Here is a 24,976-nt window from a genome sequence, read left to right on the forward strand (position 1 = left end):
CGAGTCCTTCTCGGTCCGACCGATCATCCACCCACCTCCTTGATTCGGCCATGCTGCTGATCCCTGCCATCGACCTGAAAGACGGTCACTGTGTCCGCCTGAAGCAGGGCGACATGAACGACTCCACCATCTTCAGCGAGGACCCGGCCGCGATGGCGCGACGATGGGTCGACGCCGGGGCGCGGCGCCTGCACCTGGTCGACCTGAATGGCGCGTTCGCCGGCAAGCCGGTCAACGAGGCGGCGATCAAGGCCATCCTGGCCGAGGTCGGCGACGACATCCCGGTACAGCTCGGCGGCGGCATCCGCGACCTCGACACCATCGAGCGCTACCTCGACGACGGCCTCAGCTTCGTGATCATCGGCACCGCCGCGGTCAAGAGCCCCGGCTTCCTGAAGGACGCCTGCAGCGCGTTCGGCGGGCACATCATCGTCGGGCTGGACGCGAAGGACGGCAAGGTCGCGACCGACGGCTGGAGCAAGCTGACCGGCCACGAGGTGGTCGACCTCGCGAAGAAGTTCGAGGACTACGGCGTCGAAGGCGTGATCTACACCGACATCGGCCGCGACGGCATGCTCAACGGCATCAACATCGACGCGACCGTCAAGCTGGCGCAGGCGCTGTCGATCCCGGTGATCGCGTCGGGCGGGCTGTCGAACCTGGCCGACATCGAGCGGCTGTGCGCGATCGAAGACCAGGGTGTCGAAGGCGTGATCTGCGGCCGGGCGATCTACACCGGCAACCTCGACTTCGCGCTGGCGCAGAAGCGCGCCGACGAACTGAACGACAACTGAAACGGCACCCGATGCTGGCCAAGCGAATCATTCCCTGCCTCGACGTGACCGGCGGGCGGGTCGTCAAGGGCGTCAACTTCGTCGAGCTGCGCGACGCCGGCGATCCGGTCGAGATCGCCGCCCGCTACAACGAACAGGGCGCCGACGAGATCACCTTCCTCGACATCACCGCCACCAGCGACGGCCGCGGGCTGCTGTTGCACATGATCGAGGCGGTGGCCTCGCAGGTCTTCATCCCGCTGACGGTCGGCGGCGGCGTGCGCACGGTGGACGACGTCCGCACGCTGCTGAACGCCGGCGCCGACAAGGTCAGCTTCAATTCGGCCGCGGTGGCCAACCCGCAGGTCATCCGCGATGCATCGGCCAAGTACGGCGCGCAGTGCATCGTGGTCGCGATCGACGCCAAGTCGCGCGACGACGGCCAGCCCGGCTGGCAGGTCTACACCCACGGCGGGCGCCGCAACACCGGCATCGATGCGGTCGACTGGGCGCGCACGATGGCCGAGCACGGCGCCGGCGAGATCCTGCTGACCAGCATGGACCGCGACGGCACGCGGATCGGCTTCAACCTGCCGCTGACGCGCGCGGTCAGCGATGCGGTCGACGTGCCGGTGATCGCATCGGGCGGTGTCGGCACGCTCGAGCACCTGGTCGAGGGCATCCAGCAAGGCGGCGCCGATGCGGTGCTGGCGGCCAGCATCTTCCACTATGGGCAGCACACGGTCGGTGAAGCGAAGGCCTTGATGGCCGCCCGCGGGATCCCGGTTCGCCTGTGAGGGCCTCGAAGAAGGGCGCGACGACCGCCGCGAACGTCGACGGCGCCGGCCGGCCCCGCAAGGCCGCGGCTCCCAGGGCGAGCCTGCCGCGCGAAGTGCGCGTGATCGGTGGCGTGTGGAAGCGCAGCAAGCTGCCGGTGGCCGATGCCCCGGGCCTGCGGCCGACGCCCGACCGGGTGCGCGAGACGCTGTTCAACTGGCTGGGCCAGTCGCTGGACGGCTGGCGCTGCCTGGATGCCTACGCCGGCAGCGGGGCGCTCGGTTTCGAGGCCGCCTCGCGGGGCGCGGCCGAGGTGACGATGATCGAGCGCGACAGCCGGCTGGCCCGCGGCCTGCGCGAGGTGCAGGCGCGGCTGAAGGCGGAGCAGGTGCGCGTCGAGGCTGCCGATGCGTTGGCCTGGATGGCGCGCAGCGCGCCGGGCCGCTTCGAGCTGGTCTTCATCGATCCGCCATTCGATGCCGATGCGTTCCTGCCGGCGCTGAAGGCCGCGGCCCCGCTGGTGGTCGATGGCGGCTTCGTCTACCTGGAGGCCGACCGGGCCTTCGGCGATGCGGACCTGGCGCCGCTCGGCCTCGTGCTGCAACGCCATGGCCGCGCCGGCGCGGTGCATTTCCATTTGCTGCGGCGCAGCTACACTGCGCCGCAAATGCCAGCCGAAGCGGTGTGAACTGCGTGAGCCCGATCCGAAGGAGCCTGTCTTGACCTCTGTGACCCGCCTCACCGCCGTGTACCCCGGCACCTTCGACCCGATGACGCTCGGGCACGAAGACCTGATGCGGCGCGCCGCGCGCCTGTTCGAGCGGCTGATCGTCGCAGTGGCCGCCGGCCACCACAAGCGCACGATGTTCACGCTCGACGAGCGGCTGGAGATCGCCCAGGAATTGGCCGCCAAGCACCCGAACATCGAGGTGATCGCATTCCGAGGCCTGCTGCGCGACTTCGTGGTCTCGCATGGCGGCAAGGTGGTGGTGCGCGGGCTGCGCGCCGTCAGCGACTTCGAGTACGAGTTCCAGATGGCCGGCATGAACCGCCAGCTGATGCCCGACGTGGAGACGGTGTTCCTGACGCCCAGCGACCACTACCAGTTCGTTTCCGGCACGTTCGTGCGCGAGATTGCCACCTTGGGCGGTGATGTCTCGAAGTTCGTGTCACCCTCGGTGCTTCGACGGCTTCAGCAGCGCGTGAAGCCGGACGCCTGAACCAGCTTCCAGCGGGACCCGTGCCATGGCCCTGATGATCACCGACGACTGCATCAACTGCGATGTGTGCGAGCCCGAGTGCCCGAACCAGGCGATCTCGATGGGGCCGGAGTACTACGTGATCGACCCGGGCAAGTGCACCGAATGCGTCGGCCACTTCGGCGAGCCGCAGTGCGTTCAGGTCTGCCCGGTCAGCTGCATCCCGGTCAACCCGGAGCACGTCGAGACGCAGGACAGCCTGTGGGCCAAGTACCGGCGTCTGCAGGCGTCGTCCGGAGGCTGAGCGCCGGCCGGGTCACTTCGCCGGCTTGCCCTTGGCGGCCGGCACGATGATCCGCAGGTCGTCGTCGGTGGCCTTGTGGCCCTTGGCCTTCTTCGTTTTGCCCTTCGCGGGGCTGGCCTTCGGTGCCGACGCCGCGTGCGCGACCGGCGCGAGGTTCATCGCGCTCGACGGCCGGATGGCCGCTTCGCGCGCGAGCCGGTCCTGTTCCATCTTCGAGCCGACCTCGGCCTGTCGGTGGGCCGCCGCCTCGGCGTCGGCGCGCTGCTTCGCCGTGCGGCCGTCGCGCGCGTCGACCGCCTCGCCATCGGTGCAGGGCAGTTGCGAGTAGACATTGCGATCCGGGCCGCAGCGGTAGACGGTCGGCCCGGCCAGCGCGCTGGTGCCCGTCATCGCCACCGACACGGCCCACAGCGTCGCGACCAGCGCGCGCTTCATTCGGCTTTCTCCGTGGGGACGCCAGGGGCATCCGGCGCCGCGGGCCGCGGCGGCTTCGGGCGCGGGGGTTTCGCGTTCAGCTTCATCGTTGCGCGCTCCATCTCGCCGGCGGCGATCAGGTCGAGCACGGTCATCGTCTTCGCGATCGTCTCCTGGATCGCGTCACGCGCCTCCGGCTTGGGCTTGCGCAGCACGTAGTCGATGACCTCGGCCTTCACGCCGGGGTGGCCGATGCCGAGCCGCAGCCGCCAGTAGTCGGCGGTGCCGAGCTGCGCATGGATGTCGCGCAGCCCGTTGTGGCCGGCGTGGCCGCCGCCGCGCTTGAACTTGGCCTGGCCAGGCATCAGGTCGAGCTCGTCGTGGGCGACCAGGATCTCGTCGGGGGCGATCTTGAAGAAGCGCGCCAGCGCCGCGACCGACTTGCCCGACAGGTTCATGTAGGTCTGCGGCTCCAGCAGCCAGACCGGCCCGTCGGGGCGGTTGACCCGCGCGACGAGCCCGAAGTAGCTGCGCTCGGGCACGAGCGAGGCCTTCCATTCGCGCGCGACCGCATCGATCCACCAGAAACCGGCGTTGTGGTTGGTCGCTTCGTATTCCGGCCCGGGGTTGCCGAGGCCCACCATCAGTCGAATCATCCGCGGATTATCGACTGGGGCCCGGCGCGCCGGACCGGTACAGGTTTACTTCAGTAGCGGAGCGACGCCGTTCGCGAACGGCCAGCCCTGCGTCTCGTCGGTGCCGATCTCCCAGTCGAACGCGCCGCGGATCGTCGGGTGGTTGGCCTTGACCTGGTTCCAGGTGTCGATTGCCTGCTGGCGCGTCATGTAGTTCGTGACGCCGGCATTGATGCCGAAGCCGACGACCACGTGCTCGGCGCCGAGCAGCCCGACCCATTCCTTGATGCTGCTGACGACGTAGGCTGCGTCGGCCAGGTTCGGGCCGTCGTAGTACTGCGGCGCGCAGTAGTCGATCGCGCCGGCGTCCACCATCGACTTGCAGAACACCTTGTCGACCGAGTTCCACGGCGCCGGTGGCGCGCTGATCGCGAAGCCGGGGAAGCGGCGCTTCAGCTCGAGGCTGATCCAGATCATCTCGTTGGTGTCCGGCGCCTGGCTGCCTTCGAAGGTGTTCCAGTCCATGCCGTCGAGGCCGCCGAGCTGGTTCGCGATGCCGACGATGCTGTCGACGAAGGTCTGCGACTTCGCGCGGTTCGGGAAGCTCATGCCGTTGCCGGCGCCGCCGACCGACAGGATGATCTTGCGGCCCTGCGTCGTGCGGGCGTACTGGATGTCCGCCTTCAGGTTGGTCGCGGCACCGCGGCCGTCGCCGGGCGCGCTCCAGGTGACCGCGCCGGTCGTGCCGGGCGCACCGCCGACCGGGCGCGCGGCGAACAGGTACACCAGGTTGTAGTTCGCCGGCAGGTCGCGGATGCGCAGCGGCGACGGCTTCCAGTCGGGGTAGTAGCCGCCAGCGACCTTGGTCGGCAGGCCGCCGGTGTCACCCCCGCCGCCGCAGGAGGTCGGCTGCCAGTACCAGGTGCTGATCGTCGGGTTGGTCGCGTCGCTGCCGTTCGCGGTGACGTTGACCAGCTTGTAGTAGTTGCCGTTCGGCACGTAGCGCACGATGGTGCCCACGGTGCGGTAGACGGTGCCCTCGACCCAGTCGACGGCGCCGCAGCCGGCGGTCTGCGTGACCTTGTACGACGAGACGAAGTCGTTGAAGCCCAGCGGCACCAGGTTGGCGTTGTCGGCCGCCAGCTTCAGCGAGCGGCCGCCGTAGTTCGCATGCTCGAACAGCTCGACCTGGTAGCCGCTGCGCACCTTGATCGACGATGCGCGGTCGTTCCACGCGCTGCCGATCCAGCCGCTGCTGCTGCCGCTGCAGGTCGATGCGCCCTGGTAGTCGACGTGCTCGTACAGGCACACCGCGTCGGCGTCGGCCGCCTGCGCGGCGGGGGCGAACGCGGCCCCCAGCGCCAGCAGCGCGGCCCAGCCGGCGCGCTGCAATGAATGGGTGATCGAACTCGGCATGCTTGCTCCCCGGGTGGTGATGGGGCTGCACGGTAAGTCCATCGGCGGCCGCAAATCGTGTCTCAAACGTGACGACTGAAACCGCTTTCAATTGCGGCTGAAAGCAAAAAAAAAGCCCCGCCAAAGCGGGGCTTCGTGCAAGCAGCAGGCCGGAGGTCTTACCCGCGGTTCTGCTTCTCGCTCTTCTTGGCCTTGGTCGGGGCCGCGGCCACCGGAGCCACCACCACCGGAGCGGCTTCTTCTTCAGCCGGCACCGAAGTCGAGACGATCACCGGGTTCGGCTTGCCTTGCGTGACGACCTTGATGCCGTCGGCCAGCTTCAGGTCGCTGACGTGCAGCGACTGGCCCTTGGCCAGGTTGGCCAGGTCGACGGTCAGGAACTCGGGCAGCTGCGAGGCCAGGCACTGGATCTTCAGCTCGGTGACGACGTGGTTCACCAGGCAGCCGTCGGTCTTGACGGCCGGCGAGTTTTCTTCGTTGATGAAGTGCAGCGGCACCTTCTTCGCGATCTTGGTGGTGGCATCGACGCGCTGGAAGTCGATGTGCAGCACGATCTGGCGGAAAGGGTGCATCTGGTAGTCACGCAGCAGCACCTTCTCGACCTTGCCGGCCAGTTCCATCTCGAGGATCGACGAGTGGAAGGCTTCCTTCTTCAGCGCATGGAACAGCGCGTTGTGATCGAGTTCGATCATCGAAGGGGTGCCGGCGCCGTAGACGATGCCGGGAACTTTTTCAGCCAAGCGCAGGCGGCGGCTCGCTCCGGTCCCCTGCAGCTTGCGCTCGAATGCGACGAATTTCATGTGGACTCCAAACATTGGAAGACACCCGCGACCAGGTGTCGAAAACAGGGTCTTGCGACCCTGGCGATCGTGGCCGGCGCCCACGGGCCCCGGCCTTTGCCAGCGGATCAGAAGTTGCTGTTCTGCTCCGCGAACAAGGAAGTCACCGATTCACCGTCGGAGATCCGGCGGATGGTTTCGGCGAACAGGAATGCCACCGACAGCGGACGCACCTTCGAGCAGGTCTTGCCCTCGTCGCTGAGCGGGATGGTGTTGGTGATGACGACTTCGTCGAGCTGCGAGCCCTTGATGCGCTCGATCGCCGGACCGGAGAACACCGCGTGCGTGCAATACGCATAGACGTTCTTCGCGCCGCGTTCCTTCAGCACCTCGGCGGCCTTCACCAGCGTGCCGGCGGTGTCGATCATGTCGTCCATGATCACGCAGTTGCGGCCGTCGATGTCGCCGATCACGTGCATGACTTCGGAGACGTTGGCCTTCGGGCGGCGCTTGTCGATGATGGCCAGGTCGCAGCCGAGCTGCTTGGCCAGCGCGCGGGCGCGCACCACGCCGCCGACGTCGGGCGACACGACCACGAGGTCTTGATAGCGCTTGCTCTGCAGATCGGACAGCAGCACCGGCGACGCATAGATGTTGTCGACCGGGATGTTGAAGAAGCCCTGGATCTGGTCGGCGTGCAGGTCCATCGTCAGCAGGCGCTCGACGCCGACGGCCTCGAGCATGTTGGCGACCACCTTGGCGCTGATCGGCACGCGCGTCGAACGCGGGCGGCGGTCCTGGCGCGCATAGCCGAAGTAGGGGATCACGGCCGTCACGCGGCGGGCCGACGCGCGCTTCAGTGCATCGACCATGATGCACAGCTCCATCAGGTTCTCGTTCGTCGGCGCGCAGGTGGGCTGGACGACGAAGATGTCGCGGGCGCGGACGTTCTGCTGGATCTCGATGGCGACTTCACCGTCGGAGAAGCGGCCGACCGAAGCCTTGCCGAGTTCGATGCCGAGGTGCGATGCGATTTCCTGCGCGAGGGCGGGATTGGCATTGCCGGTGAACAGCACGGTGTTGAAAAGCACGTTTCCTCCGTCGACGCTCTGGCGGGGTGCGTTGCGGGGTGCGAGCAAGGGCGCATTCATGGTCCAGCGCACCCACCCTTCCGTTTCAGCCCCGCGTGCGCTGGTGTGAGCACCGGGAAACAAGGCACATCAAAGAATTTGGCAGGGGAGGAAGGACTCGAACCCTCGCATGTCGGAATCAAAATCCGATGCCTTAACCAACTTGGCGACTCCCCTACACCGGTTGACCGCAGCCATCGGACCGCGATCCACCTTCAACCTGTCTCAGTCGGTGCACCAGCCCTGCAAGGGATGCTGCACCAGACTGCGGCACATCCGACCCGCCCAACCCGACGGCAGATCCGTCGGCATTGTCGCCGTGGGCGAGTCATTGATGCCAGCCCTGGAAAACACCGCACTGCCGGAGCCCGTCATGCGGCTGTTGCCGAAGCGAGCTTCAAGCAGACGGGCGGCTTGCGCCACATCGGAACACTGGCTCTCGGCCGGGGGCTGCAAATCGTTGCGACCGAACCCGTCGAGAAGGCTTTGTATGCCGCCGTCCTCAAGGAAGCCTGCGACTATAACAGGATCTGTGTCGCGAACGAGCAGCGGGCTGAGAAAGATGCCACGGGTTTCGATGCTCGCGGCCGGTTTCACGACCGCCAGCCATTGGGCCGGCAGGTCGAGCGGGGTCAGTTTTTCGCCGATGCCTTCGACCCACGCGCTCCCTTGGCCGAGGAAAAACGGCACGTCGGCGCCCAGCGTCAGGCCGAGCGCCATCAGCTTGTCGCGTGGCCAGTCCAGCCGCCACAGCTTGTTCAGCGCGAGCAGCGTGCTGGCCGCGTCGGAGCTGCCGCCGCCCATGCCGGCGCCCCACGGCACCTGCTTGTCGATCGAGATGTCGGCGCCGAGCGAGGTGCCCGACGCCGCCTGCAGGGCCCTCGCGGCACGCAGGCACAGGTCGTCGGCCGGCAACGCGGCGCTCAGGTCATGGCGCGCGAGCCGCCCGTCGCGGCGCAGTTCGAAGTGCAGCGTGTCGGCCCAATCGATCAGCACGAACACCGACTGCAGCAGGTGGTAGCCGTCGGCACGCCGGCCGACGATGTGCAGGAACAGGTTCAGCTTGGCCGGTGCGGCCACGTCGTACAAGGCGGTCAGGCTCATCGGGCAGCAGGTATGTCAGGGGCGATCGATGCGCGCGCGCACGACCACGGCCGGTGCCTGCGCGCGTTGTGCAACCACCCAGCCTTCGTCGAAGCGGGCGAGGTTGACGTCCCAGCCCAGTTGCTGGAAGCCCGCGTCGGCCGGCGGCACGGCCGCGCGGCTCGGCGCCCCGGCCCAGGCGCGGCCGCGCAACCAGTCGAACAGCGCGACGATCGGCAGGCTCTCGCCGAGCATCTCCTGCGTCAATGCATCGAGATCGGGGTAGCTGCGTTGCTCGCCGCCGGTCGTCAGCAGCGCCTTGCGGCCGGACCAGCGCGCCTGCGCGATCGTCGTGCCGAGCGGCGTCGACAGGTCCAGCCGGCCGTCCTGCGGCGTGCCTTGCAGCTCGAAGCTCGCGCTGACCGAACGCGCCGGGGTCGACGGCGTCGCGTCGACCTTCACCGACATCCGCCCCGACAGCGACTCCGACGACGCGGTCGGCGCCATCGGCTGCAGCGTCGTGCAGGCGCTCAGCAGCGCGCCGGCCAGCAGCGTCGCGATGCCCCTCAAGCTCACAGGTCGACCCGCAGCCGCGCGAGCGTTTCTTTCAGCACGTCGTTCGCGTTGTCGCGGGTGCGGGCGTCGCGCAGCACCTTGCGGGCCTCGTCGCGCTGGCCGCTGATCCACAGCACCTCGCCGAGGTGGGCGGCGATCTCGACGTCCGGCCGCGAGCGGTAGGCCTGCTGCAGCAGCTTCAAGGCTTCGCTGCGGTTGCCCAGCCGGTACTCGACCCACCCGAGGCTGTCGGTGATGAAGGGCTCGCCCGGCGCGAGGTCGAGCGCCTTGCGGATCAGGTCGCGGGCTTCGGGCAGGCGCTGGTTGCGCTCGGCGAGCGAGTAGCCCAGTGCGTTGTACGCATGGTGGTGGTCGGGCTTCAGCTCGATGACGCGGCGCAGCAGGCGCTCCATCTCGTCCATGCGGTTCAGCTTCTCGGCCATCATCGACTGCTCGTACAGCAGGTCGGGATCGTTCGGGAAGCGCTGGTTCGCCTTCGCGAGCACCGTGTTGGCCTCGCCCCACTGCTTCACGTCGCGCAGGATCTGCGCTTCGGCGAGCAGCTTGGCACGCGCGTCTTCGGTCGTCTTCTCGGGCGCCTTGCGGATCAGGTCGCGCGCTTCCTTGACCTTGCCCTGGCGGGCCAGCAGCGACGCGCGCCGGGTCTGCACCTCGAGCGCACGCTGCGGGCTGTCGACCTTCTTCAGCCAGGCCTCCGCGCCGGCGTAATCGCGCTGCTGCTCGGCCGCCTGCGACAGCAGCAGGTAGGCCTGCACCAGGCCCTGGTCGGCGGTCGGCGGCGCCTCGTCGTCATCGTCGTCGCCGCCGGGCGCCACGGGCGCAGCCGGCGCCGGCGCGAAGCTGCCGTTCCCGGCCCGCTGCACGTACTGCATCAGCGCGGCCTGGGCTTCCTTCGGGTGGCGCAGTTCGAGGTGCAGCGCGCCGAGCGTCAACCACGGCGTGGGCAGCTGCGGCTCGGCGCGGGTCACCGCTTCGAGCTGCGGCACCGCATCGGCATAGCGTTGCGCGGAATTGAGCACCCGCGCGTAGAGCAGGCGGAACGAGCTGCTTTTCGGCTGGGCTTCGAGGTAGTCGGCGATCAGCGGCTCGACCGGTTGCCCGGCCGTCAGCAGCTCCAGCGCGAGCAGCGCCGGGCCTTCGGCTGTGCGGTCCAGCGTGTGTGCCTGCTGCGCCAGCTCGAACGCGCGCTTCGCGTCGCCGGCCGCGAGCCAGGCCCGGCCGATCGCGACGCGGGCCGCGGCGCGCGTCTCGGGCACGTCGAGCGACGGTTCGAGCCAGGCCTGCAGCTGGGTCGCTGTCTGCGTCTTGTCGGTGGCGCGGGCGAACAACCGCGGCAGCGACGCGATCACCGCGGCACGCTCGGCGAGCGGCGTCGCGGCGAGCATCGCGCGCAGCGGTTCGTCGGCCTCGGCCTGCCGGTTCAGAGCGATCAGCAGCCGCACCTGGTAGCCCATCGCCTCGACCGACTCGGGGATCGCGCTGCGCCAGGCTTGCGCGGCCGCCAGCGCCTGGTCGCCAGCGCGCGCCTGCAGCGCGATCTCGGTGGCACGGCGGAACAGCTCGGGGTCGCGCGTCTTGCGGGCGGCATCGAGCAGCACCTGGTAGGCGGTGCCGACCTCGCCGGAGCGCAGCTCCATCTCGCCGATCAGCAACTGGTAGAACAGCGGCGCGTCGATCGTCGAGTTCTCGAACGGCTCGGGGGCGACGCCGCTGGCGGCTTCGGCGGCCGGCGCGGGCAAGGCGTTGTCGCCCTGGGCCGGCACCTGGGCTTGCGCACCGGTCATCAGTGCCAGCGCACAGGCCGCCGCGAGCGCCGTGCGCGCTGCGTGGGGAACGAGGGAAAGGGCCGGCATGCAATGCTCCTGAAACCGTGAATGATTCTAGGGTCTGGTGACCGCCGCCCGTGAAGACCCCGGGCGAGCCCGGACAAGCGGCACAAGCCCCCGAAGCCGGTCCGACCCGGGCGCGTCGCGATAATTCCCTGCATGCCAGAACTTCCGGAAGTCGAGGTCACCCGACAGAGCTTTGCCGAGCGCATCGCCGGTGCCCGCGTGACCGCCGTGCGCCTGGGCAAACCGCTGCGCTGGCCGCTCGGCCACGAGCCGCAGGCGCTTGTCGGACAGCGCGTCGGCGATGCGAGCCGCCGAGGTAAATATTTGTGGCTGCCGCTGTCGGCCGATGTCGACGGCCGGGCCGGGCTGCTGATGCACCTGGGCATGTCGGGCTCGCTCGCGTTCAGCGACCAACCCGGCCCGCCGGGCGCGCACGACCACTTCGACCTCGAAACCACTCGGGGCACGCTGCGCCTGACCGATCCGCGGCGCTTCGGCGCGGTGGTCTGGTCCGAGGGGCTCGACGGCGGCGCGGCGGGCAAGCTGCTGGCCGGCCTCGGGCTGGAGCCGTTCGATCCGGCCTTCACCGGCGCCTATCTGCATGCGGCGCTGCAGCGGCGGCGCGTCGCGGTCAAGCTGGCGCTGCTCGGCGGCGACATCGTCGTCGGCGCCGGCAACATCTACGCCTGCGAGGCGCTGTTCGCCGCCGGCATCAACCCGCGGCTGCGCAGCGACCGGCTGAGCCGCCCGCGCGCCGAGCGGCTGGCTGCCGCGGTGCGCGACACGCTGGCGCGGGCGCTCGCGCTCGGCGGCTCGACGCTGCGCGACTTTCGCGACGCGCACGGCATGGCCGGCGCGTTCCAGCTGCAGGCCGGCGTCTACGGCCGCGAGGGCGAGCCCTGCGGCGTGTGCGCGACGACCATCCGCCGCATCGTGCAAGGGCAGCGCTCGACCTTCTTCTGCCCGCACTGTCAACGCTGAGCGAGCGGTTCAATCCCCAAGGAATCGACACTTCCCGCGGGTCGCGGGTGTCCAGTTGTTTCGAGGGGAGGTCGTCAGACGACCATGCGCTACCATGAAAGCGCGGCGCGCCACTTTCTTGCGCGCCCGCCCACCCCATGTCAACTTCCTTTGCTAGCAGTGTCGATGAGCTGGGCCAGTGGCGACAGTCGATCGGACGTCGGCTCGACGAATACAGCCGTTTCCTGACCGACAACGACCTGGCCGATCCCGCGGCCAGCGAGGCGCTGGATGCACTGCGCCGCAACCTGGTGGGCGAGAAGCTCGTGGTGGCCTTCGTCGCGGAGTTCTCGCGCGGCAAGTCCGAGCTGATCAATGCGATCTTCTTCTCCGACACCGGCCGGCGCGTGCTGCCGGCCACGCCGGGCCGCACGACGATGTGCCCGGTGGAGCTGGGCTACGAAGCCGGCGAGGCACCGGCGCTCGCGCTGCTGCCGATCGCGACCCGCCTCGAAGGACTGTCGCTGGCCGAACTGCGCGGGCAGCCGAAGGCCTGGGGCCACATCCCGCTCGACATCCAGTCGCCCGACCAGCTGACCGAGGCGCTGCGCGAGGTGATGCGCACGCAGTGGGTGTCGGTCGACGATGCGCGCGCGCTCGGCTTCTGGAGCGACGACAACGGCGAGGACAACCCGCCGACCAACGACGCCGGCGAGGTCGAGGTGCCGGCCTGGCGCCACGCGATGATCAACTACCCGCACCCGCTGCTGCAGCGCGGCCTGGTGGTGCTGGACACGCCGGGCCTGAACGCGATCGGCGCCGAACCCGAGCTGACGCTGAGCCTGCTGCCGGCGGCGCACGCGATCGTCTTCATCCTCGGCGCCGACACCGGCGTCACCAAATCCGACATGACGATCTGGCGCGACCACCTCGGCTCGCCGTCCAGCTCGGCCTTCGTCGTGCTGAACAAGATCGACGCGCTGCTGGACCCGCTGGCCACCGTCGAGCATGTGCAGGCGCAGATCGAGCAGCAACGCCAGTCGACCGCGCGCACGCTCGATGTCGCGAGCGAGCGGGTGTTCCCGCTGTCGGCGCGCCAGGCGCTGGCCGCGCGCATCGACGGCGATGCTGCCGGCCTCGCGCAGAGCCGCCTGCCCTTCCTCGAGGAAGCGCTCGGCGCGCAGCTGCTGCCGCAGCGCCGCGAGGCCTTCCAGCAGACGGTGATGGAATCCGCGCAGCGCATGGAGGCGCAGGTCAACCGGCGCCTGGGCGACCGCCGCCGGCAGATGGCCGAGCAGGTGCTCGAGTTGCGCGGGCTGCGCGGCAAGAGCGGCGCCAAGGTGCGCATGATGCTCGAGCGCGTACAGGCCGAGACCGCCGAGTTCGAGCAGTGCACCGCACGCTTGCAGGCGATGCGCATGGTGCACAGCCGCATGCTGAAGAACGCGCTGCTCGACCTGACCAGCGACCGCCTGCGCCAGGAAGTGATCGAGATGCAGAACGCGATGACCGCGTCGCTGCTGCATCTGGGCGCGAAGAAGGCCTTCATCGCGCTGTGCGGCCGCCTGCGCGAGCTGCTCGAAGCGGCGCAGGTGCGCGGCACCGAGATCCACGACATGCTCGGCGCGTCGTTCGCGAAGCTGAACGCCGAATTCGGCTTCAGCCTGGCGATCACGCCGATGCCCGACATGGGGCGCTTCGTCAACGACCTGACGCTGATCCAGCGCAACTACGTGCAGTACCTCGGGCTGACGCAGGCGCTGCGCTTGTCGCAGCCGAAGTTCATGGAGCAGTTCCGCCGCATGCTGGTGTCGAAGCTGCGCGTGGTGTTCGAGAACGCCAGCGGCGAGTTCGAGCTGTGGAACAAGACCGCATCGGCCCAGGTCGATTCGCAGCTGCGCGAACGTCGCCGCGGGTTCCGCCGCCGCCGCGAAGCGCTGGAGCGCATCCAGTCGGCCGCCGGCGACCTGGAGCAGCGCCTGGCCGAGCTGGAAGCGCAGGACGCGCAATTGCAGCAATTGCAGGCGCGCAGCACCGAGCTCGGCAACCGCCTCAAGCAGCAGGCGCAGCGCGAGCTGACCGGCGTCGCGAGCACATCGCCGAGCGGCGCGATGCCGCTGTACGCGGCTCAAGCCTGAGTTGTCTCTTCAAGACCGTTTCGCGAAGCCGCTGATCGCCTGGCAGCGGACGCACGGCCGCCACGCGTTGCCGTGGCAGCAGACGCGCGACCCGTACCGCGTGTGGCTGTCCGAGATCATGCTGCAGCAGACCCAGGTCAGCACGGTGCTGGGCTACTACGCGCGCTTCCTCGAACGCTTTCCCGATGTGCGGGCGCTGGCTGCCGCGTCGCAGGACGACGTGCTCGCACTGTGGAGCGGCCTGGGCTACTACAGCCGCGCGCGCAACCTGCACGCCTGCGCGAAGGCGGTGGTGGCCGAGCACGGCGGCGCGTTCCCGCGCAGCAGCGCGGTGCTGCAGCAGCTGCCGGGCATCGGCCGCTCGACCGCGGCGGCGATCGCGGCGTTCTGCTTCGGCGAGCGGGTCGCGATCCTCGACGGCAACGTCAAGCGCGTGCTGACGCGCTTCCTCGGCTTCGACGGCGACCTGGCCGAGGCGCGCCAGGAGCGCGCACTGTGGGACGAGGCCACGCGCCAGTTGCCCGATGAGGGCATCGAGGCCTACACGCAAGGGTTGATGGACCTCGGCGCCACCATCTGCGTCACGCGCTCGCCGAGCTGCCTGCTGTGCCCGGTGCAGGCCGGCTGCCAGGCCTTGCGCGAAGGCGCGCCCGAGCGCTACCCGGTGAAGACGCGCAAGCTGAAGCGCGGCCGGCGCAGCAACGCCTGGCTGTGGCTGCAATGGGGCGAACGGCTGTGGCTGCTGCAGCGGCCCGGCAGCGGCGTGTGGGCCGGTCTGTGGAGCCTGCCGGAGTTCGACACGCCCGAGGCGCTCGACGCGGCGTCGGCCGACTGGCCCGGCACGCCGCAGGGGCTGCCGATGTTCACGCATGTGCTGACGCACCTCGACTGGACCTTGCAGCCGGTGCGCTGGACCTTGCCCGCCGATGCCGAGGCGGCCGACGTGGCCGCGATCACCGCGACGCTGGCGGACGGCGAGCAACGCGGCGACTGGGTCACGCTGCCCGAGGCACTTGCGATGGGCCTGCCGGCCCCGCTGCGCAAGCTGCTGACGAGCACGCCGCCTGCTTGATGTCGCCTGATTGACGGCGCCTACTTGACGACGCCCTTGCTGCGCAGGAATTCGTCGACCAGCTGAAGCCGCACGGCGGCGTCGGGCAGCTCCATCAGCTTCTGCTTGGCGGCCAGCGAGATCGGCAGGATCTCGCACCAGCGGTTCGCGACCCAGCCGGCGTTGTCGAACAGGAACGGCTTCAGGAACGGTTCGGCGCCCTGCTGCTTCAGCGTCGCGATCGCGTTGGCCAGCCCGCGCACCGTCTCGATCATCGCGTCCACCGGCAGCGAGACCTCGTCGTCGGCCAGCATCTCGACCGCGGCCAGCCACAGGCCGTCGGCCTGCTGGTGCATCCGGTTCACGCCGAAGCGCCGCGTGCCGCGACAGCGCACCTGCAGGATGCCGGGCTGCGCGCTGTCGACGTCGATCAGCTCGGCCAGCGTGCCGGTCCCTTCGAGCGCGACCGGCTCGCCCGGCTTGCGCACCTCGCCGCCCTGGCGCAGCGCGACGACGCCGAACGGCTTGTTCTCGCGCAGGCAGGCGCTCATCAGGTCGAGGTAGCGCGCTTCGAACACCTTCAGGCTGAGCAGCCCGCCAGGAAACAGCACCGCCTGAAGCGGGAACAACGGAATGTCGGTGGTGGGGATGTCAGCAGTCATTCAACAGCGCGGCCGGGTGGGCCGCGTTCTCAATCGCGGGCGTCGAGCTCGCGGTGGCGAATCAATGTACCGCTGCGCGCGGCAAATCGCTTCGCCAGGGATTCGGTCAGGTAGACCGAGCGGTGCTGGCCACCGGTGCAACCGATGGCCACCGTCAGATAACTGCGCTGGTCGCGTTCGAACGACGGCAGCCAGCGGGCGATGAAGGATTCGATCTGGGCCAGCATCTCGGCCACTTCGGGTTGGGCTTCGAGGTAGGCCGCGACCTCGGGATCGCGGCCGGTCTGCGGGCGCAGCTCGCGGATGTAGTGCGGGTTCGGCAGGATGCGCACGTCGAAGACGAAATCGGCATCGAGCGGCACGCCGTGCTTGAACGCGAACGACTCGAACACCAGCGTCAGCCGGTGGGCCATCGCCTTCACCAGGTCGCGCATCCACAGCCGCAGCTGGGCCGGGCGCAGCTGGCTGGTGTCGACGACGGTGGAGACCTCGCGCAGTTCGGCCAGCAGTTCGCGTTCGAGTTCGATCGCTTCAGTGAGCGCGCGGTGGCCGTCGGTCGCGCGGTCGTCCTTGCGGCGGCCGGGCGACAGCGCCGACGCCTCTTGCGACAGCGGGTGCGGGCGACGCGATTCGGAGAAGCGGCGCACCAGCGTGTCGGTGTTCGAATCGAGGAACACCGAGCGGATCGCGGTGCCTTCGGCACGCAGTTCGGCGATCAGCGGCAGCAGGTGGGGCAGCGAGCCGGCGCTGCGCACGTCGACCGCGATCGCGACGCGGCGCATCGAGCGCTCGTGCTCGAGCCGCAGGAAGTCGCGCAGCAGCTCGGGCGGCAGGTTGTCGACGCAGAAGAAGCCGGCGTCTTCGAGCGCATGCAGCGCGACCGACTTGCCCGAGCCGGAGATGCCGGTGACGAGCACGACCTCGTGCGGCGCGACGGCGGGCGGCGTCGGCTCGGCGGCCGGTGCGATGTCGGGCGCGGCGTCGGGCGGGAGCGCGCTCATGGCTTCTTGCGGCCGCGCGGGGCGGGCGCGATCGTGTCGGCGGCCACCGACAGCATCTCCTGCGCATGCGCGAGGCTGGTGTCCGACAGGCGCTCGCCGCCCAGCATGCGCGCGATCTCGGCGACGCGCACCTCGCCGGCGACGGCATCGATGTCGCTGTGCGTGCTGCCGGATTCGGTGCGCTTCGAGACGACGTAATGGTGGTCGGCACAGGCGGCGACCTGCGGCAGGTGGGTGACGGCCAGCACCTGGCGGTCGCGGCCGAGCTGCTTCATCAGCCGGCCGACGGTGTCGGCCACCGCGCCGCCGACGCCGGAATCGATCTCGTCGAAGATCAGCGTGCCGGCGGCATCGCCGCCTTGCGACAGCTGGCTGGTCGTCACCGCGATCGCCAGCGCGATGCGCGACAGCTCGCCGCCCGACGCCACCTTGCCCATCGGCCGCGGCGTGCTGCCGGCGTGGCCGGCGACCAGGAACTCGGCCGATTCGAGGCCGAAGGATTGCGGCGCTTCCTGTGCGGCGAGGGCGACCTCGAAGCGGCCGCCGGCCATGCCGAGCTGCTGCATCGCCTGCGTGACGGCGGCCGCCAGCTTCGGCGCCGCCGCCTTGCGCGCCGCAGACACGCGCTTCGCCTCGGCGCTGAACGCGGCATGCGCCTGCGCGAGCACCGCGTCGAGCGCGTCGAGGTCGGTGGCGGCGTCGAGCGCGCGCAGCTCGCCCTTCCACTGGTCGAGCAGCGCGGGCAGCTCGGCCGGCGCGCGGCGGTAGCGGCGCGCCAGGCTGACCCAGGCAGACAGGCGCTCGTCGAGTTCCTGCAACCGCTCCGGCTCCAGCTCGGTGTGGTGCAGGTAGCCGCTGAGCGTGTGTGCCGCGTCCTGCAGCTGCGCCTGCGCGCTCTGCAGCACCTCGGCCACGCCGGCGAGGCGGGCGTCGAACTCGGCCACGTTGCCGAGCGCCTCGGCGGCGGCGCTGGTCAGCGATTCGGCGTTGACCTCGGCCTCGCTCAGCGCGTCGAGCGCGTGGCGGGCGGCGTCCATCAGCGCCTGCGAGTTCGACAGCCGCTGGTGATCGGCATTCAGCGTCTCCCACTCGTCGGCTTCGGGGCCCAGCTTGTCGAGCTCGCCGATCTGCCAGGCCAGGCGCTCGCGCTCGCGTTCGAGGTCGGCCTGCTGGCTGCGCGCCTTGTCGAGCGCATCGCCGGCGGCCTTCCAGCGCGACCAGACCGCGCCGAGCGGCGCGACGTCGACACCGGCATAGGCGTCGAGCAATGCGCGCACCGACGCGCTGCGGGTCAGGCTCTGCCAGGCGTGCTGGCCGTGGATGTCGACCAGGTGATCGGCCGCCTCGCGCAGCTGCGCGACGGTGGCCGGGCTGCCGTTGACCCAGGCGCGGCTCTTGCCCTGCGCATCGATGACGCGGCGCAGCAGCAGCGTGTCGGCGCTGTCGAAGCCGGCGTCGTCGAGCCAGGCCGCGAGGCTGGCGGGCGCGTCGAACTCGGCCGTGATGTCGGCGCGGGCCGCGCCTTCGCGCACCACGCCGGCGTCGCCGCGGCTGCCGAGCGCGAGCTGCAGCGCGTCGATCAGGATCGATTTGCCGGCCCCGGTCTCGCCGGTCAGCACCGAGAAGCCGCCGGCCAGTTCGACCTCGAGCGAGGTCACGATGACGAAGTCGCGCAGCGCGAGTCGTTTCAGCATGATGGGGTCACAGTCCGGCGTTCCAGTGCAGTTTGCCGCGCAGCGTGGCGTAGTAGCTCCAGCCGCGCGGGTGCAGGAAGCGCACCTGGTGCGCCGAGCGGCGCACGACGATGCGGTCGCCGTGCAGCAGGCTCGCGAGGCTTTGCATGTCGAAGCTGACGCTCGCATCGCGGCCGGCGAGGATCTCGATGCAGATCTCGCCGATGTCGGGCAGCACGATCGGGCGGTTGGAGAGGTCGTGCGGCGCGATCGGCACCAGCACCCAGCCGGCGATGCCCGGGTGCAGGATCGGGCCGCCGGCCGACAGCGCATAGGCGGTGGAGCCGGTCGGCGAGCCGACGATCAGGCCGTCGGCCCGGTGGTTGGCGACGAATTCGTCGCCGATGTCGATCTTCAGCTGCACCATGCTGGCGGTGGCGCCGCGGCTGACGACCACGTCGTTCATCGCGATGCCTTCGAAGATCACCCGGCCGTCGCGCCAGACGCCGCCTTCGAGCATGGTGCGGCGTTCTTCTTCATAGTCGCCGGCGATCATCGGCGCGAGGGCTTCCTCGAACTGGTCGATCGGCAGGTCGGTGATGAAGCCCAGGCGGCCCTGGTTGATGCCGACCAGCGGCAGGTTGAAGCGGGCGAGCTGGCGGGCGATGCCGAGCATCGTGCCGTCGCCGCCGACAACCACCGCGAGGTCGCAGTGCTGGCCAAGCTGGTCGGGCGTCAGCGCCGGGTAGTCGGTCATGCCGGTGTTGAGTGCCGTTTCGGCTTCGAGCGAGACCTCGAGGCCTTGCCGGCCCAGGAATTGCGCGATGTCCTGCAGCACCCCGCGCATGCCGAGGGCCTGGTACTTTCCCACCAGCGCTGCGTGTCGAAAACGGGTCGGCATGCGCGGGATTACACCACAGCGCCCCCTGGGAACCGGGGCGCAAACCGGCCTCGCGCCTACAATGAAACCATGCTGGACGAGCGAGCCAAAACACTGCTGAAAGCGCTGGTCGAACGCTATATCGCCGACGGACAACCGGTGGGGTCGCGCACCCTGTCGCGGGCTTCCGGGCTCGACCTGTCGCCGGCCACCATCCGCAACGTGATGGCCGACCTGGAGGAGCTGGGGCTGATCGCGAGCCCCCACACCAGTGCGGGGCGCATCCCGACGGCGCGTGGTTACCGCCTGTTCGTCGACACGATGCTGACCGCGCAGCCGCTCGACCTGGCGCGAGCGACGCCCGCGATCGAGCAGCCGCAACTGCACCCCGACCAGCCGCAGCGGGTGATCGCGAACGCGGCGCAGCTGCTGTCCAGCCTGTCGAGCTTCGTCGGCGTGGTCACCGCGCCGCGCAAGGCGAGCGTGTTCCACCACATCGAGTTCCTGCGGCTGTCGGAGAAGCGGGTGCTGGTGATCCTGGTGGCGCCCGATGGCGACGTGCAGAACCGGGTGATCTTCACCGCGCAGGACTACACGCAGAGCCAGCTGATCGAAGCGAGCAACTACCTGACCGCGCAGTACGCCGGCCTGACGATCGAAGAAGTGCGCGAGCGTCTGAAGAGCGAGGTCGATGCATTGCGCGGCGAGATCGCGGCGCTGATGCAGGCGGCGGTGCAGGCCGGCAGCGAGGCGATGGCCGACAGCCAGGAGCAGGTGGTGATCTCCGGCGAGCGCAACCTGCTGACGGTGCAGGACTTCAGCAGCGACATGGGTTCGCTGCGCAAGCTGTTCGACCTGTTCGAGCAGAAGACGCAGCTGATGCGCCTGCTCGACGTGAGCAGCCGCGCCGAGGGCGTGCGCATCTACATCGGCGGCGAGAGCATGGTGGTGCCGTTCGAGGAGCTGTCGGTGGTGTCGGCGCCGTACGAGGTGAACGGTCAGGTGGTCGGCACGCTGGGGGTGATCGGGCCGACGCGGATGGCCTACGACCGGATGATCCAGATCGTCGACATCACGTCGCGGCTGGTGTCGAATGCGCTGAGCCAGAAATAGTTCGCGCATCGACTTGCGAGGCGCACGGGGCTCGGGTCATCTGCACCGCTGCCTGCGCTGGACCCCGCACCTACAATCGGCGCTCTCCCCGGGGGCCGTTAGCTCAGTTGGTCAGAGCAGAGGACTCATAATCCTTTGGTCGTTGGTTCAAGTCCAACACGGCCTACCAATGCGATCGAGGACTTGGCGCTGTTGGCCAGGAGCCTCGATCTTCCGACATAGCCACAGCGTCGCCAAAGCCTTCCACGCCTTCGTGTCGACCTGGCCGATCAGCCGGCGTGCGACCATGCCGGCGTGAACGGTACGTCAACCCTCTGCCGCGTGGCTTGCGCGCGTTGCCTGCGGCCGCAGGCAACCTGCTTGTGTGCGCTGACACGGGCGACCGCCCATCGCACCGAAGTGCTGGTCCTGCAGCATCCGCGGGAACAGCGGCAGGCCAAGAACAGCGTCGCGCTGCTGCGTCTGTCCCTGGCGCATTGCGAAGTGGTCGTTGGCGAGCGTTTCGAGCCGGGGGCGTTGGCGGCGCTGTTGCAGAGGCCCGGGATGGACACGCGGCTGCTCTACCCGGACGTGCCCATGGCCCCGGCGTCGCTGGCCGCCGGGACGGCGGCGGGTGCGTCGGTGCGTCTGGTGGTCATCGATGCGACGTGGCGCAAGAGCCTGCGCATGCTTCTGGAGCATCCGGCCCTGGCAGCGCTGCCGCGGCTGTCGCTGGACGCACCGGCGCCGACCCGTTACCGCGCGATTCGCGCGGCGCGGCGAGCCGACCAGGTCTCGACACTGGAGGCGACCGTGCAGGCGCTGGCGACGCTGGAGGGCCGATCCTTCGACGCCGCGCCACTGCTCGACGCATTCGGCCTCTTCGTCGCGGGGGTTGCGGCCCGCCAGCGGCCTCAGGCGAAATCGGTCGAGGCGTAGCAGACATGACGACCGTCGAACTCGGCGCCAGCAAGCAGGCATTCAACATTCGACGAGAGGTCAGGTTTCAGCGTCACCAAATCGCCCATGGTGCGCTGGCATTGCCGTACGCCGCCTGTTGAGGACAAGCCGTCGTTGTGTCGTTGTATTGAATATTGACGACAGAACTCATCGCTTTCGCTGACAGGAGCGCGGCGAGCCAACCTTTGCACGTGGCTGGGTCTACACCATTCCATGCCGACTTCAAATTGCATATCGTGCGCGGCGTGCTGTCGCCATACAGCTGAGCAGACAGTAGCTGCACTGACCCCTCGTAGGGTTGACTGATTGCATCGATCTTGCCTGCGCAGACATAGGCGGCGTTGGACTCATTCGCGCAAATGAACAAGGTGAGCGTCAATCCGCTGAGCGCGAGAAGTTTGAGTTTCGTGAAGGTTCGCATCGGGGATCAACTGGTGGAAATGCAAGGTGCGCGCTGCGCTGGAGACTGAATGATGCCAGTCTTCCCGACCATTTGATCATCCCGAAAGAGCCTGCGGCCATGCGATCCCATCGCAATCGGTCGCTGCTGGACGGTGTCCGTTGCCGGACCTTCGAACTGCCCGGTCTGTGCCAAGTCGGTGGGCTACACCAACCGATTCGCAGCGATTCGACGCGTCCCGCCGCCCCCTCTCTCGCGATCGAAAACGGGCGCCGCGAGCGTCGCCCGACCTGGCATGAATTGCAATGGCCATCACGTCATGTGGCTGCAGCTGCGGCATGCAACCGGGATTGGTGTGCGACGTTCAAGCGCTCGCGCACGGCGGCAAGGTGGTCGGCCCTGACGCGCCGCAGAACGAAGTCGCGGTAGTTGGTGCTGCTGAGTTGGCTCCAGGCCTGTGCCCGGCCCACGGCGGACCGTTGCGCGCGCGATGCGAGAACCGCTTCGTCCGGAACCGGAGCGTTCGCGTCGGTCATGAATTCATAACCGTAGGAGCGCATGTGCTCCTTCGCCACCGTTTCGATGATCTCGATCTCGTCGACGCTCAGCTGGCTCTTGAACTTGTCCCGGTTTGCCGGGATGGGGCCGAAGCAGTTGGATGACCACAGATCCGACAGCTTCGACATCTGCCGTGCTTCGGTGGAAGCCGCCACGTCCAGCATCTGCGGCAGGAAGTCCAGGCCGATGAAGTCGCAGATGCCGCGCAGCACAAGCTCCTGGTCGGCGAGGAAATCCTCGTACCGGATGGTGAGCACGCGCTCTGGATGCGTGTGGACGAGGCGCTGGGCTGCATCGTGCGCGGCGACCCACGTCATCGCATTGAGCGTGCTGTCGAAGTCGTGGATGATCGCGCGGTTCATCGACGCCACCTGGGCGCGCGGGTCCCGCACCACGTTCAGGAACAGCATGTCCGGGAAGAGCTCCATCAACTCGGTGGCGTAGTGGATGCTGTCGAGCGACTTGTCCATCACGACGCGGGCGTGCTGCTGTTCGCCGCTGCGCAGCAGCAGCTCCCACACCACGCGATGCACGCTGCGCTTCTCGTCCTTGATGGCGTCGAAGATCTCGCCCGGATCGAACGCCACGTCGGGCCACTTCACCATGCTGGCGGCCTGCAAGCCGACGACGTCGACGACGAGCTGGAAGTAGTTGCGGTCCTCGGCCAGGTCGCCGTACAGGGGAACCAGCGGCATGAAATCGACGATGTGCAGCGGATACGGCGAATAGAACCCGTCACTGAAATTCAGCCGGAGTCTCAGCGCGTGGCTGCCGCAGCGACGCAACGGCACCATCAGGAGCGGGCGGGGACGGCCCGGATTGGACGTGGAGGTGGCTGGCTGACGGGTCATGATGGTTTCCCTGTGATGTGGTTTGAAAAGTCGGCGATGAACTGCTCCAGTTCGTTCGCCGGCAGCCGATCGATGCCGGCGGCCGCATGCCGTCCACCGCCACCTGGATAGAGTCGGCACAACGCTTCCGCCGGCCTGCACTGCGCAGGCGAGCGGACGCTGACCAGGAAGTGACCGTCCGAACGGCGCGTGAGCACCGCGAACGACCGGTGCGGTTCGTCGCGCGAGAGGCGGTTCGCCAGCGTTCCGGAAAGCCGCCGGGCCCATGCCGTGCCCGGCAGCAGGTAGACGTCGCCATCGGTGCTTCGCCAATGGGGCGCAAGCGTCTCGAGGTGATGCTGATCGTCGGCGCGGCCGGCGGCCAGGCGGCGGTATTCGTCCGCATCGGCGATGAAACCGAAGGGGCTCTCGAAGTGGTGCACCGCCCGGTAGAGGTCGATTGGCGGGAAGTGCAGGTCTTCCACGGCTTCGCCGTAGGCGTTGTAGTTGAGAAGCTGCCCCAGCTGCTCGAGGCTGGCCGTCTCGTTCGTGCCGAGACCGCGTTGCGAGGCAAGACGGCGCGCCACCTCGAACAAGCCGTCGCCGAAGGCACCCACGATGGCCCACTCGCGAAAGCGGCCGCCCAGGTGGCGGTCTGCCAGCAAGGCCGTGCAGACGGCCGCGGAGGGATCGATGTGGCTTTCCAGCCGCGGGTGGCAGAACAGGCTGCGTGCCGAATGGTGATCGAAATAGCGCACGCGCCCGCCGGCCTCCAGTGCGCGGCGCACGCCGGCTTCGTTCCTGTCGAACGACACGTCCAGCACGGTCAGGTCGCTGGGCGGGTTCGAGTCGCCCCACCGACCCAGCAGATCGATGTCGCGCTTGACGCCACTGACGAGCTGCGCTTCACGCGGCTCGGCCATGCGCAATTGGTGCAGGCTGCAGATGCCGTCGGCATCGCCATTGAACAGGTCCACCGCCGGCAGGTAGACCGGGCGGTCCTGCGATGCGAATGGCTGGATCGACGTCATGACGCGATGGCACAGCGACCGACAAGAAAGTCCATCAGCTTCTCCGCCGATTGATCGGGGCTGTGCAGGTCGGTGTCGATGCGCAGCGCGGGAGACTGCGGGGTCTCGTAAGGTGACGACACGCCGGTGAAATGGGGGATGGCGCCCGTGCGAGCCTTTTCGTAGAGACCTTTCGGGTCCCGTGCTTCGCAGACGGCCAGCGCCGTGCTGACATGGACTTCGATGAACCTCGCGTCGCCGATGATGGACCGGGCTTGTTCCCTGTCTTCCTGACGCGGCGAAATGAGCGCCGTGAACACGATCAGCCCCGCGTCGTTCATCAGGGCGGCAACTTCCGCGACACGCCGGATGTTCTCGCGCCGTTCCTCGGGCGAGAAGCCGAGATCGCTGCTGAGATGGTGGCGGATGTTGTCGCCGTCCAGCACGAATCCCAGGTGCCCCTGGGCGTGCAGCCGGCGCTCCACCGCATAGGCCAGCGTGGATTTGCCCGCGCCGCTGAGGCCTGTCAGCCAGATCGTCGCCGGCTGCTGGCGCAGCAAGGTGCGCCGCTCAGCCGCCGAGACCAGGCTCGGGTGCTTCACCACGTTGAGACATGTCGCGACGCGTGCCGCCGCAGGGGCATCGGCGTCGGCATGGAACGGACGCGACCGGACAAGGGAATGCGTGGAAGGAGTCATGGCGCGAGCAAGCCTCTCAGGAAGGCGAACGTTCATTGACCAGCAATGCCCCGCTGGTGCGGTTGGTCGCCGGGTCGACGATGATCAGCGAGCCGCCGACGCGGTTCGACTCGTAGGCCTCGACCGGCAGCGCCTGCTGCGTCTC

At 68.8% G+C, this 24,976-nt stretch carries 26 protein-coding genes and 2 tRNA genes; 11 read left to right on the forward strand and 17 right to left on the reverse strand.

Going from position 1 to position 24,976, the window contains the following annotated elements:
• Window positions 1–50 precede the first annotated feature (50 nt).
• The 5 genes from hisA to FHT26_RS28045 are packed head-to-tail and all read left to right on the forward strand — an operon-like array spanning window position 51 to window position 3,053.
• Entirely contained in the window at window positions 51–794 is a 744-nt protein-coding gene (gene hisA, locus FHT26_RS28025) for a 1-(5-phosphoribosyl)-5-[(5-phosphoribosylamino)methylideneamino]imidazole-4-carboxamide isomerase (RefSeq protein ID WP_168563365.1), read from the forward strand.
• An 11-nt stretch (window positions 795–805) separates the two neighbouring features.
• Window positions 806–1,570, forward strand: coding sequence for an imidazole glycerol phosphate synthase subunit HisF (gene hisF / locus FHT26_RS28030; protein ID WP_168563366.1), 765 nt, complete (start codon window positions 806–808; stop codon window positions 1,568–1,570).
• The gene (gene rsmD, locus FHT26_RS28035) at window positions 1,567–2,238 is read left to right on the forward strand and encodes a 16S rRNA (guanine(966)-N(2))-methyltransferase RsmD (RefSeq protein WP_490362818.1); all 672 of its coding nucleotides are present in this window, start codon (window positions 1,567–1,569) and stop codon (window positions 2,236–2,238) included. Before hisF ends, rsmD begins: the two co-directional genes overlap by 4 nt.
• A gap of 31 nt (window positions 2,239–2,269) precedes the next feature.
• Entirely contained in the window at window positions 2,270–2,770 is a 501-nt protein-coding gene (gene coaD, locus FHT26_RS28040; protein WP_169675916.1) for a pantetheine-phosphate adenylyltransferase, read from the forward strand.
• Window positions 2,771–2,795: 25 nt separating this feature from the next.
• A complete protein-coding gene (locus tag FHT26_RS28045) occupies window positions 2,796–3,053 on the forward strand; it encodes a YfhL family 4Fe-4S dicluster ferredoxin (RefSeq protein ID WP_168563368.1) in 258 nt (85 codons plus the stop codon).
• 12 nt (window positions 3,054–3,065) lie between these two features.
• On the opposite strand, the gene FHT26_RS28050 is transcribed toward FHT26_RS28045, so the two are convergent.
• The 9 genes from FHT26_RS28050 to FHT26_RS28090 form a co-directional block, all read right to left on the reverse strand.
• Window positions 3,066–3,488, reverse strand: a complete 423-nt coding sequence (locus FHT26_RS28050) for a hypothetical protein (protein WP_168563369.1) — start codon at window positions 3,486–3,488, stop codon at window positions 3,066–3,068.
• Window positions 3,485–4,123, reverse strand: coding sequence for an aminoacyl-tRNA hydrolase (gene pth, locus FHT26_RS28055; RefSeq protein ID WP_168563370.1), 639 nt, complete (start codon window positions 4,121–4,123; stop codon window positions 3,485–3,487). The genes FHT26_RS28050 and pth overlap by 4 nt, the downstream gene beginning before the upstream one ends.
• A gap of 45 nt (window positions 4,124–4,168) precedes the next feature.
• On the reverse strand, window positions 4,169–5,518 hold the full coding sequence (locus tag FHT26_RS28060; protein ID WP_168563371.1) for a peptidase inhibitor family I36 protein: 1,350 nt from the start codon (window positions 5,516–5,518) through the stop codon (window positions 4,169–4,171).
• 158 nt (window positions 5,519–5,676) lie between these two features.
• Window positions 5,677–6,318: a 50S ribosomal protein L25/general stress protein Ctc gene (locus FHT26_RS28065; protein ID WP_168563372.1), complete on the reverse strand. Its 642-nt coding sequence runs from the start codon at window positions 6,316–6,318 to the stop codon at window positions 5,677–5,679.
• 107 nt (window positions 6,319–6,425) lie between these two features.
• Entirely contained in the window at window positions 6,426–7,388 is a 963-nt protein-coding gene (locus tag FHT26_RS28070) for a ribose-phosphate pyrophosphokinase (protein WP_056809748.1), read from the reverse strand.
• 139 nt (window positions 7,389–7,527) lie between these two features.
• A tRNA-Gln gene (locus FHT26_RS28075) sits at window positions 7,528–7,604 on the reverse strand.
• A gap of 48 nt (window positions 7,605–7,652) precedes the next feature.
• Window positions 7,653–8,531, reverse strand: coding sequence for a 4-(cytidine 5'-diphospho)-2-C-methyl-D-erythritol kinase (gene ispE, locus FHT26_RS28080; protein WP_168563373.1), 879 nt, complete (start codon window positions 8,529–8,531; stop codon window positions 7,653–7,655).
• Window positions 8,532–8,546: 15 nt separating this feature from the next.
• Complete coding sequence (locus FHT26_RS28085) at window positions 8,547–9,086, reverse strand: lipoprotein insertase outer membrane protein LolB (protein ID WP_168563374.1); 540 nt, start codon at window positions 9,084–9,086, stop codon at window positions 8,547–8,549.
• Window positions 9,083–10,939 carry a tetratricopeptide repeat protein gene (locus tag FHT26_RS28090; protein ID WP_246868136.1) on the reverse strand — a complete coding sequence of 619 codons (1,857 nt, stop codon included), beginning with the start codon at window positions 10,937–10,939 and terminating at the stop codon, window positions 9,083–9,085. The genes FHT26_RS28085 and FHT26_RS28090 overlap by 4 nt, the downstream gene beginning before the upstream one ends.
• 132 nt (window positions 10,940–11,071) lie before the next feature.
• On the opposite strand from FHT26_RS28090, the gene mutM reads away from it, so the two are divergent.
• The 3 genes from mutM to mutY all read left to right on the forward strand — a co-directional run bounded on the left by mutM (window position 11,072) and on the right by mutY (window position 15,088).
• Window positions 11,072–11,899: a bifunctional DNA-formamidopyrimidine glycosylase/DNA-(apurinic or apyrimidinic site) lyase gene (gene mutM, locus FHT26_RS28095; RefSeq protein ID WP_168563375.1), complete on the forward strand. Its 828-nt coding sequence runs from the start codon at window positions 11,072–11,074 to the stop codon at window positions 11,897–11,899.
• A 137-nt stretch (window positions 11,900–12,036) separates the two neighbouring features.
• Window positions 12,037–14,016, forward strand: coding sequence for a dynamin family protein (locus FHT26_RS28100; RefSeq protein ID WP_168563376.1), 1,980 nt, complete (start codon window positions 12,037–12,039; stop codon window positions 14,014–14,016).
• Between the two features lies 1 nt (window position 14,017).
• On the forward strand, window positions 14,018–15,088 hold the full coding sequence (mutY, locus tag FHT26_RS28105) for an A/G-specific adenine glycosylase (protein ID WP_168563377.1): 1,071 nt from the start codon (window positions 14,018–14,020) through the stop codon (window positions 15,086–15,088).
• Window positions 15,089–15,108: 20 nt separating this feature from the next.
• On the opposite strand, the gene FHT26_RS28110 is transcribed toward mutY, so the two are convergent.
• Genes FHT26_RS28110 through FHT26_RS28125 form a run of 4 tightly spaced genes read right to left on the reverse strand, consistent with a single transcriptional unit; the run spans window position 15,109 to window position 19,304 of the window.
• Window positions 15,109–15,729 carry an LON peptidase substrate-binding domain-containing protein gene (locus FHT26_RS28110; protein ID WP_168563378.1) on the reverse strand — a complete coding sequence of 207 codons (621 nt, stop codon included), beginning with the start codon at window positions 15,727–15,729 and terminating at the stop codon, window positions 15,109–15,111.
• 29 nt (window positions 15,730–15,758) lie between these two features.
• On the reverse strand, window positions 15,759–16,730 hold the full coding sequence (gene rapZ / locus FHT26_RS28115) for an RNase adapter RapZ (RefSeq protein WP_168563379.1): 972 nt from the start codon (window positions 16,728–16,730) through the stop codon (window positions 15,759–15,761).
• Entirely contained in the window at window positions 16,727–18,424 is a 1,698-nt protein-coding gene (recN, locus tag FHT26_RS28120; protein ID WP_210427634.1) for a DNA repair protein RecN, read from the reverse strand. The genes rapZ and recN overlap by 4 nt, the downstream gene beginning before the upstream one ends.
• A gap of 7 nt (window positions 18,425–18,431) precedes the next feature.
• Entirely contained in the window at window positions 18,432–19,304 is an 873-nt protein-coding gene (locus FHT26_RS28125; protein ID WP_168563380.1) for an NAD kinase, read from the reverse strand.
• Window positions 19,305–19,373: 69 nt separating this feature from the next.
• On the opposite strand from FHT26_RS28125, the gene hrcA reads away from it, so the two are divergent.
• The 3 genes from hrcA (at window position 19,374) to FHT26_RS28140 (ending at window position 21,314) form a co-directional block, all read left to right on the forward strand.
• Complete coding sequence (hrcA, locus tag FHT26_RS28130) at window positions 19,374–20,396, forward strand: heat-inducible transcriptional repressor HrcA (RefSeq protein WP_168563381.1); 1,023 nt, start codon at window positions 19,374–19,376, stop codon at window positions 20,394–20,396.
• 92 nt (window positions 20,397–20,488) lie between these two features.
• A tRNA-Ile gene (locus tag FHT26_RS28135) sits at window positions 20,489–20,565 on the forward strand.
• 152 nt (window positions 20,566–20,717) lie between these two features.
• Window positions 20,718–21,314: a tRNA-uridine aminocarboxypropyltransferase gene (locus tag FHT26_RS28140; RefSeq protein WP_490362820.1), complete on the forward strand. Its 597-nt coding sequence runs from the start codon at window positions 20,718–20,720 to the stop codon at window positions 21,312–21,314.
• A gap of 73 nt (window positions 21,315–21,387) precedes the next feature.
• On the opposite strand, the gene FHT26_RS28145 is transcribed toward FHT26_RS28140, so the two are convergent.
• The 4 genes from FHT26_RS28145 to cysC form a co-directional block, all read right to left on the reverse strand.
• Entirely contained in the window at window positions 21,388–21,756 is a 369-nt protein-coding gene (locus tag FHT26_RS28145) for a hypothetical protein (protein ID WP_168563383.1), read from the reverse strand.
• Window positions 21,757–22,052: 296 nt separating this feature from the next.
• Window positions 22,053–23,144 (reverse strand): sulfotransferase family protein, encoded by a 1,092-nt coding sequence (locus FHT26_RS28150; RefSeq protein WP_168563384.1) that lies wholly within the window; start codon window positions 23,142–23,144, stop codon window positions 22,053–22,055.
• A complete protein-coding gene (locus tag FHT26_RS28155) occupies window positions 23,141–24,154 on the reverse strand; it encodes a hypothetical protein (RefSeq protein ID WP_168563385.1) in 1,014 nt (337 codons plus the stop codon). The genes FHT26_RS28150 and FHT26_RS28155 overlap by 4 nt, the downstream gene beginning before the upstream one ends.
• Entirely contained in the window at window positions 24,151–24,831 is a 681-nt protein-coding gene (gene cysC, locus FHT26_RS28160) for an adenylyl-sulfate kinase (RefSeq protein ID WP_168563386.1), read from the reverse strand. Before cysC ends, FHT26_RS28155 begins: the two co-directional genes overlap by 4 nt.
• Window positions 24,832–24,976 lie beyond the last annotated feature (145 nt).

This window comes from Rhizobacter sp. SG703 (assembly GCF_012275445.1).
Lineage (GTDB): Bacteria > Pseudomonadota > Gammaproteobacteria > Burkholderiales > Burkholderiaceae_C > Rhizobacter.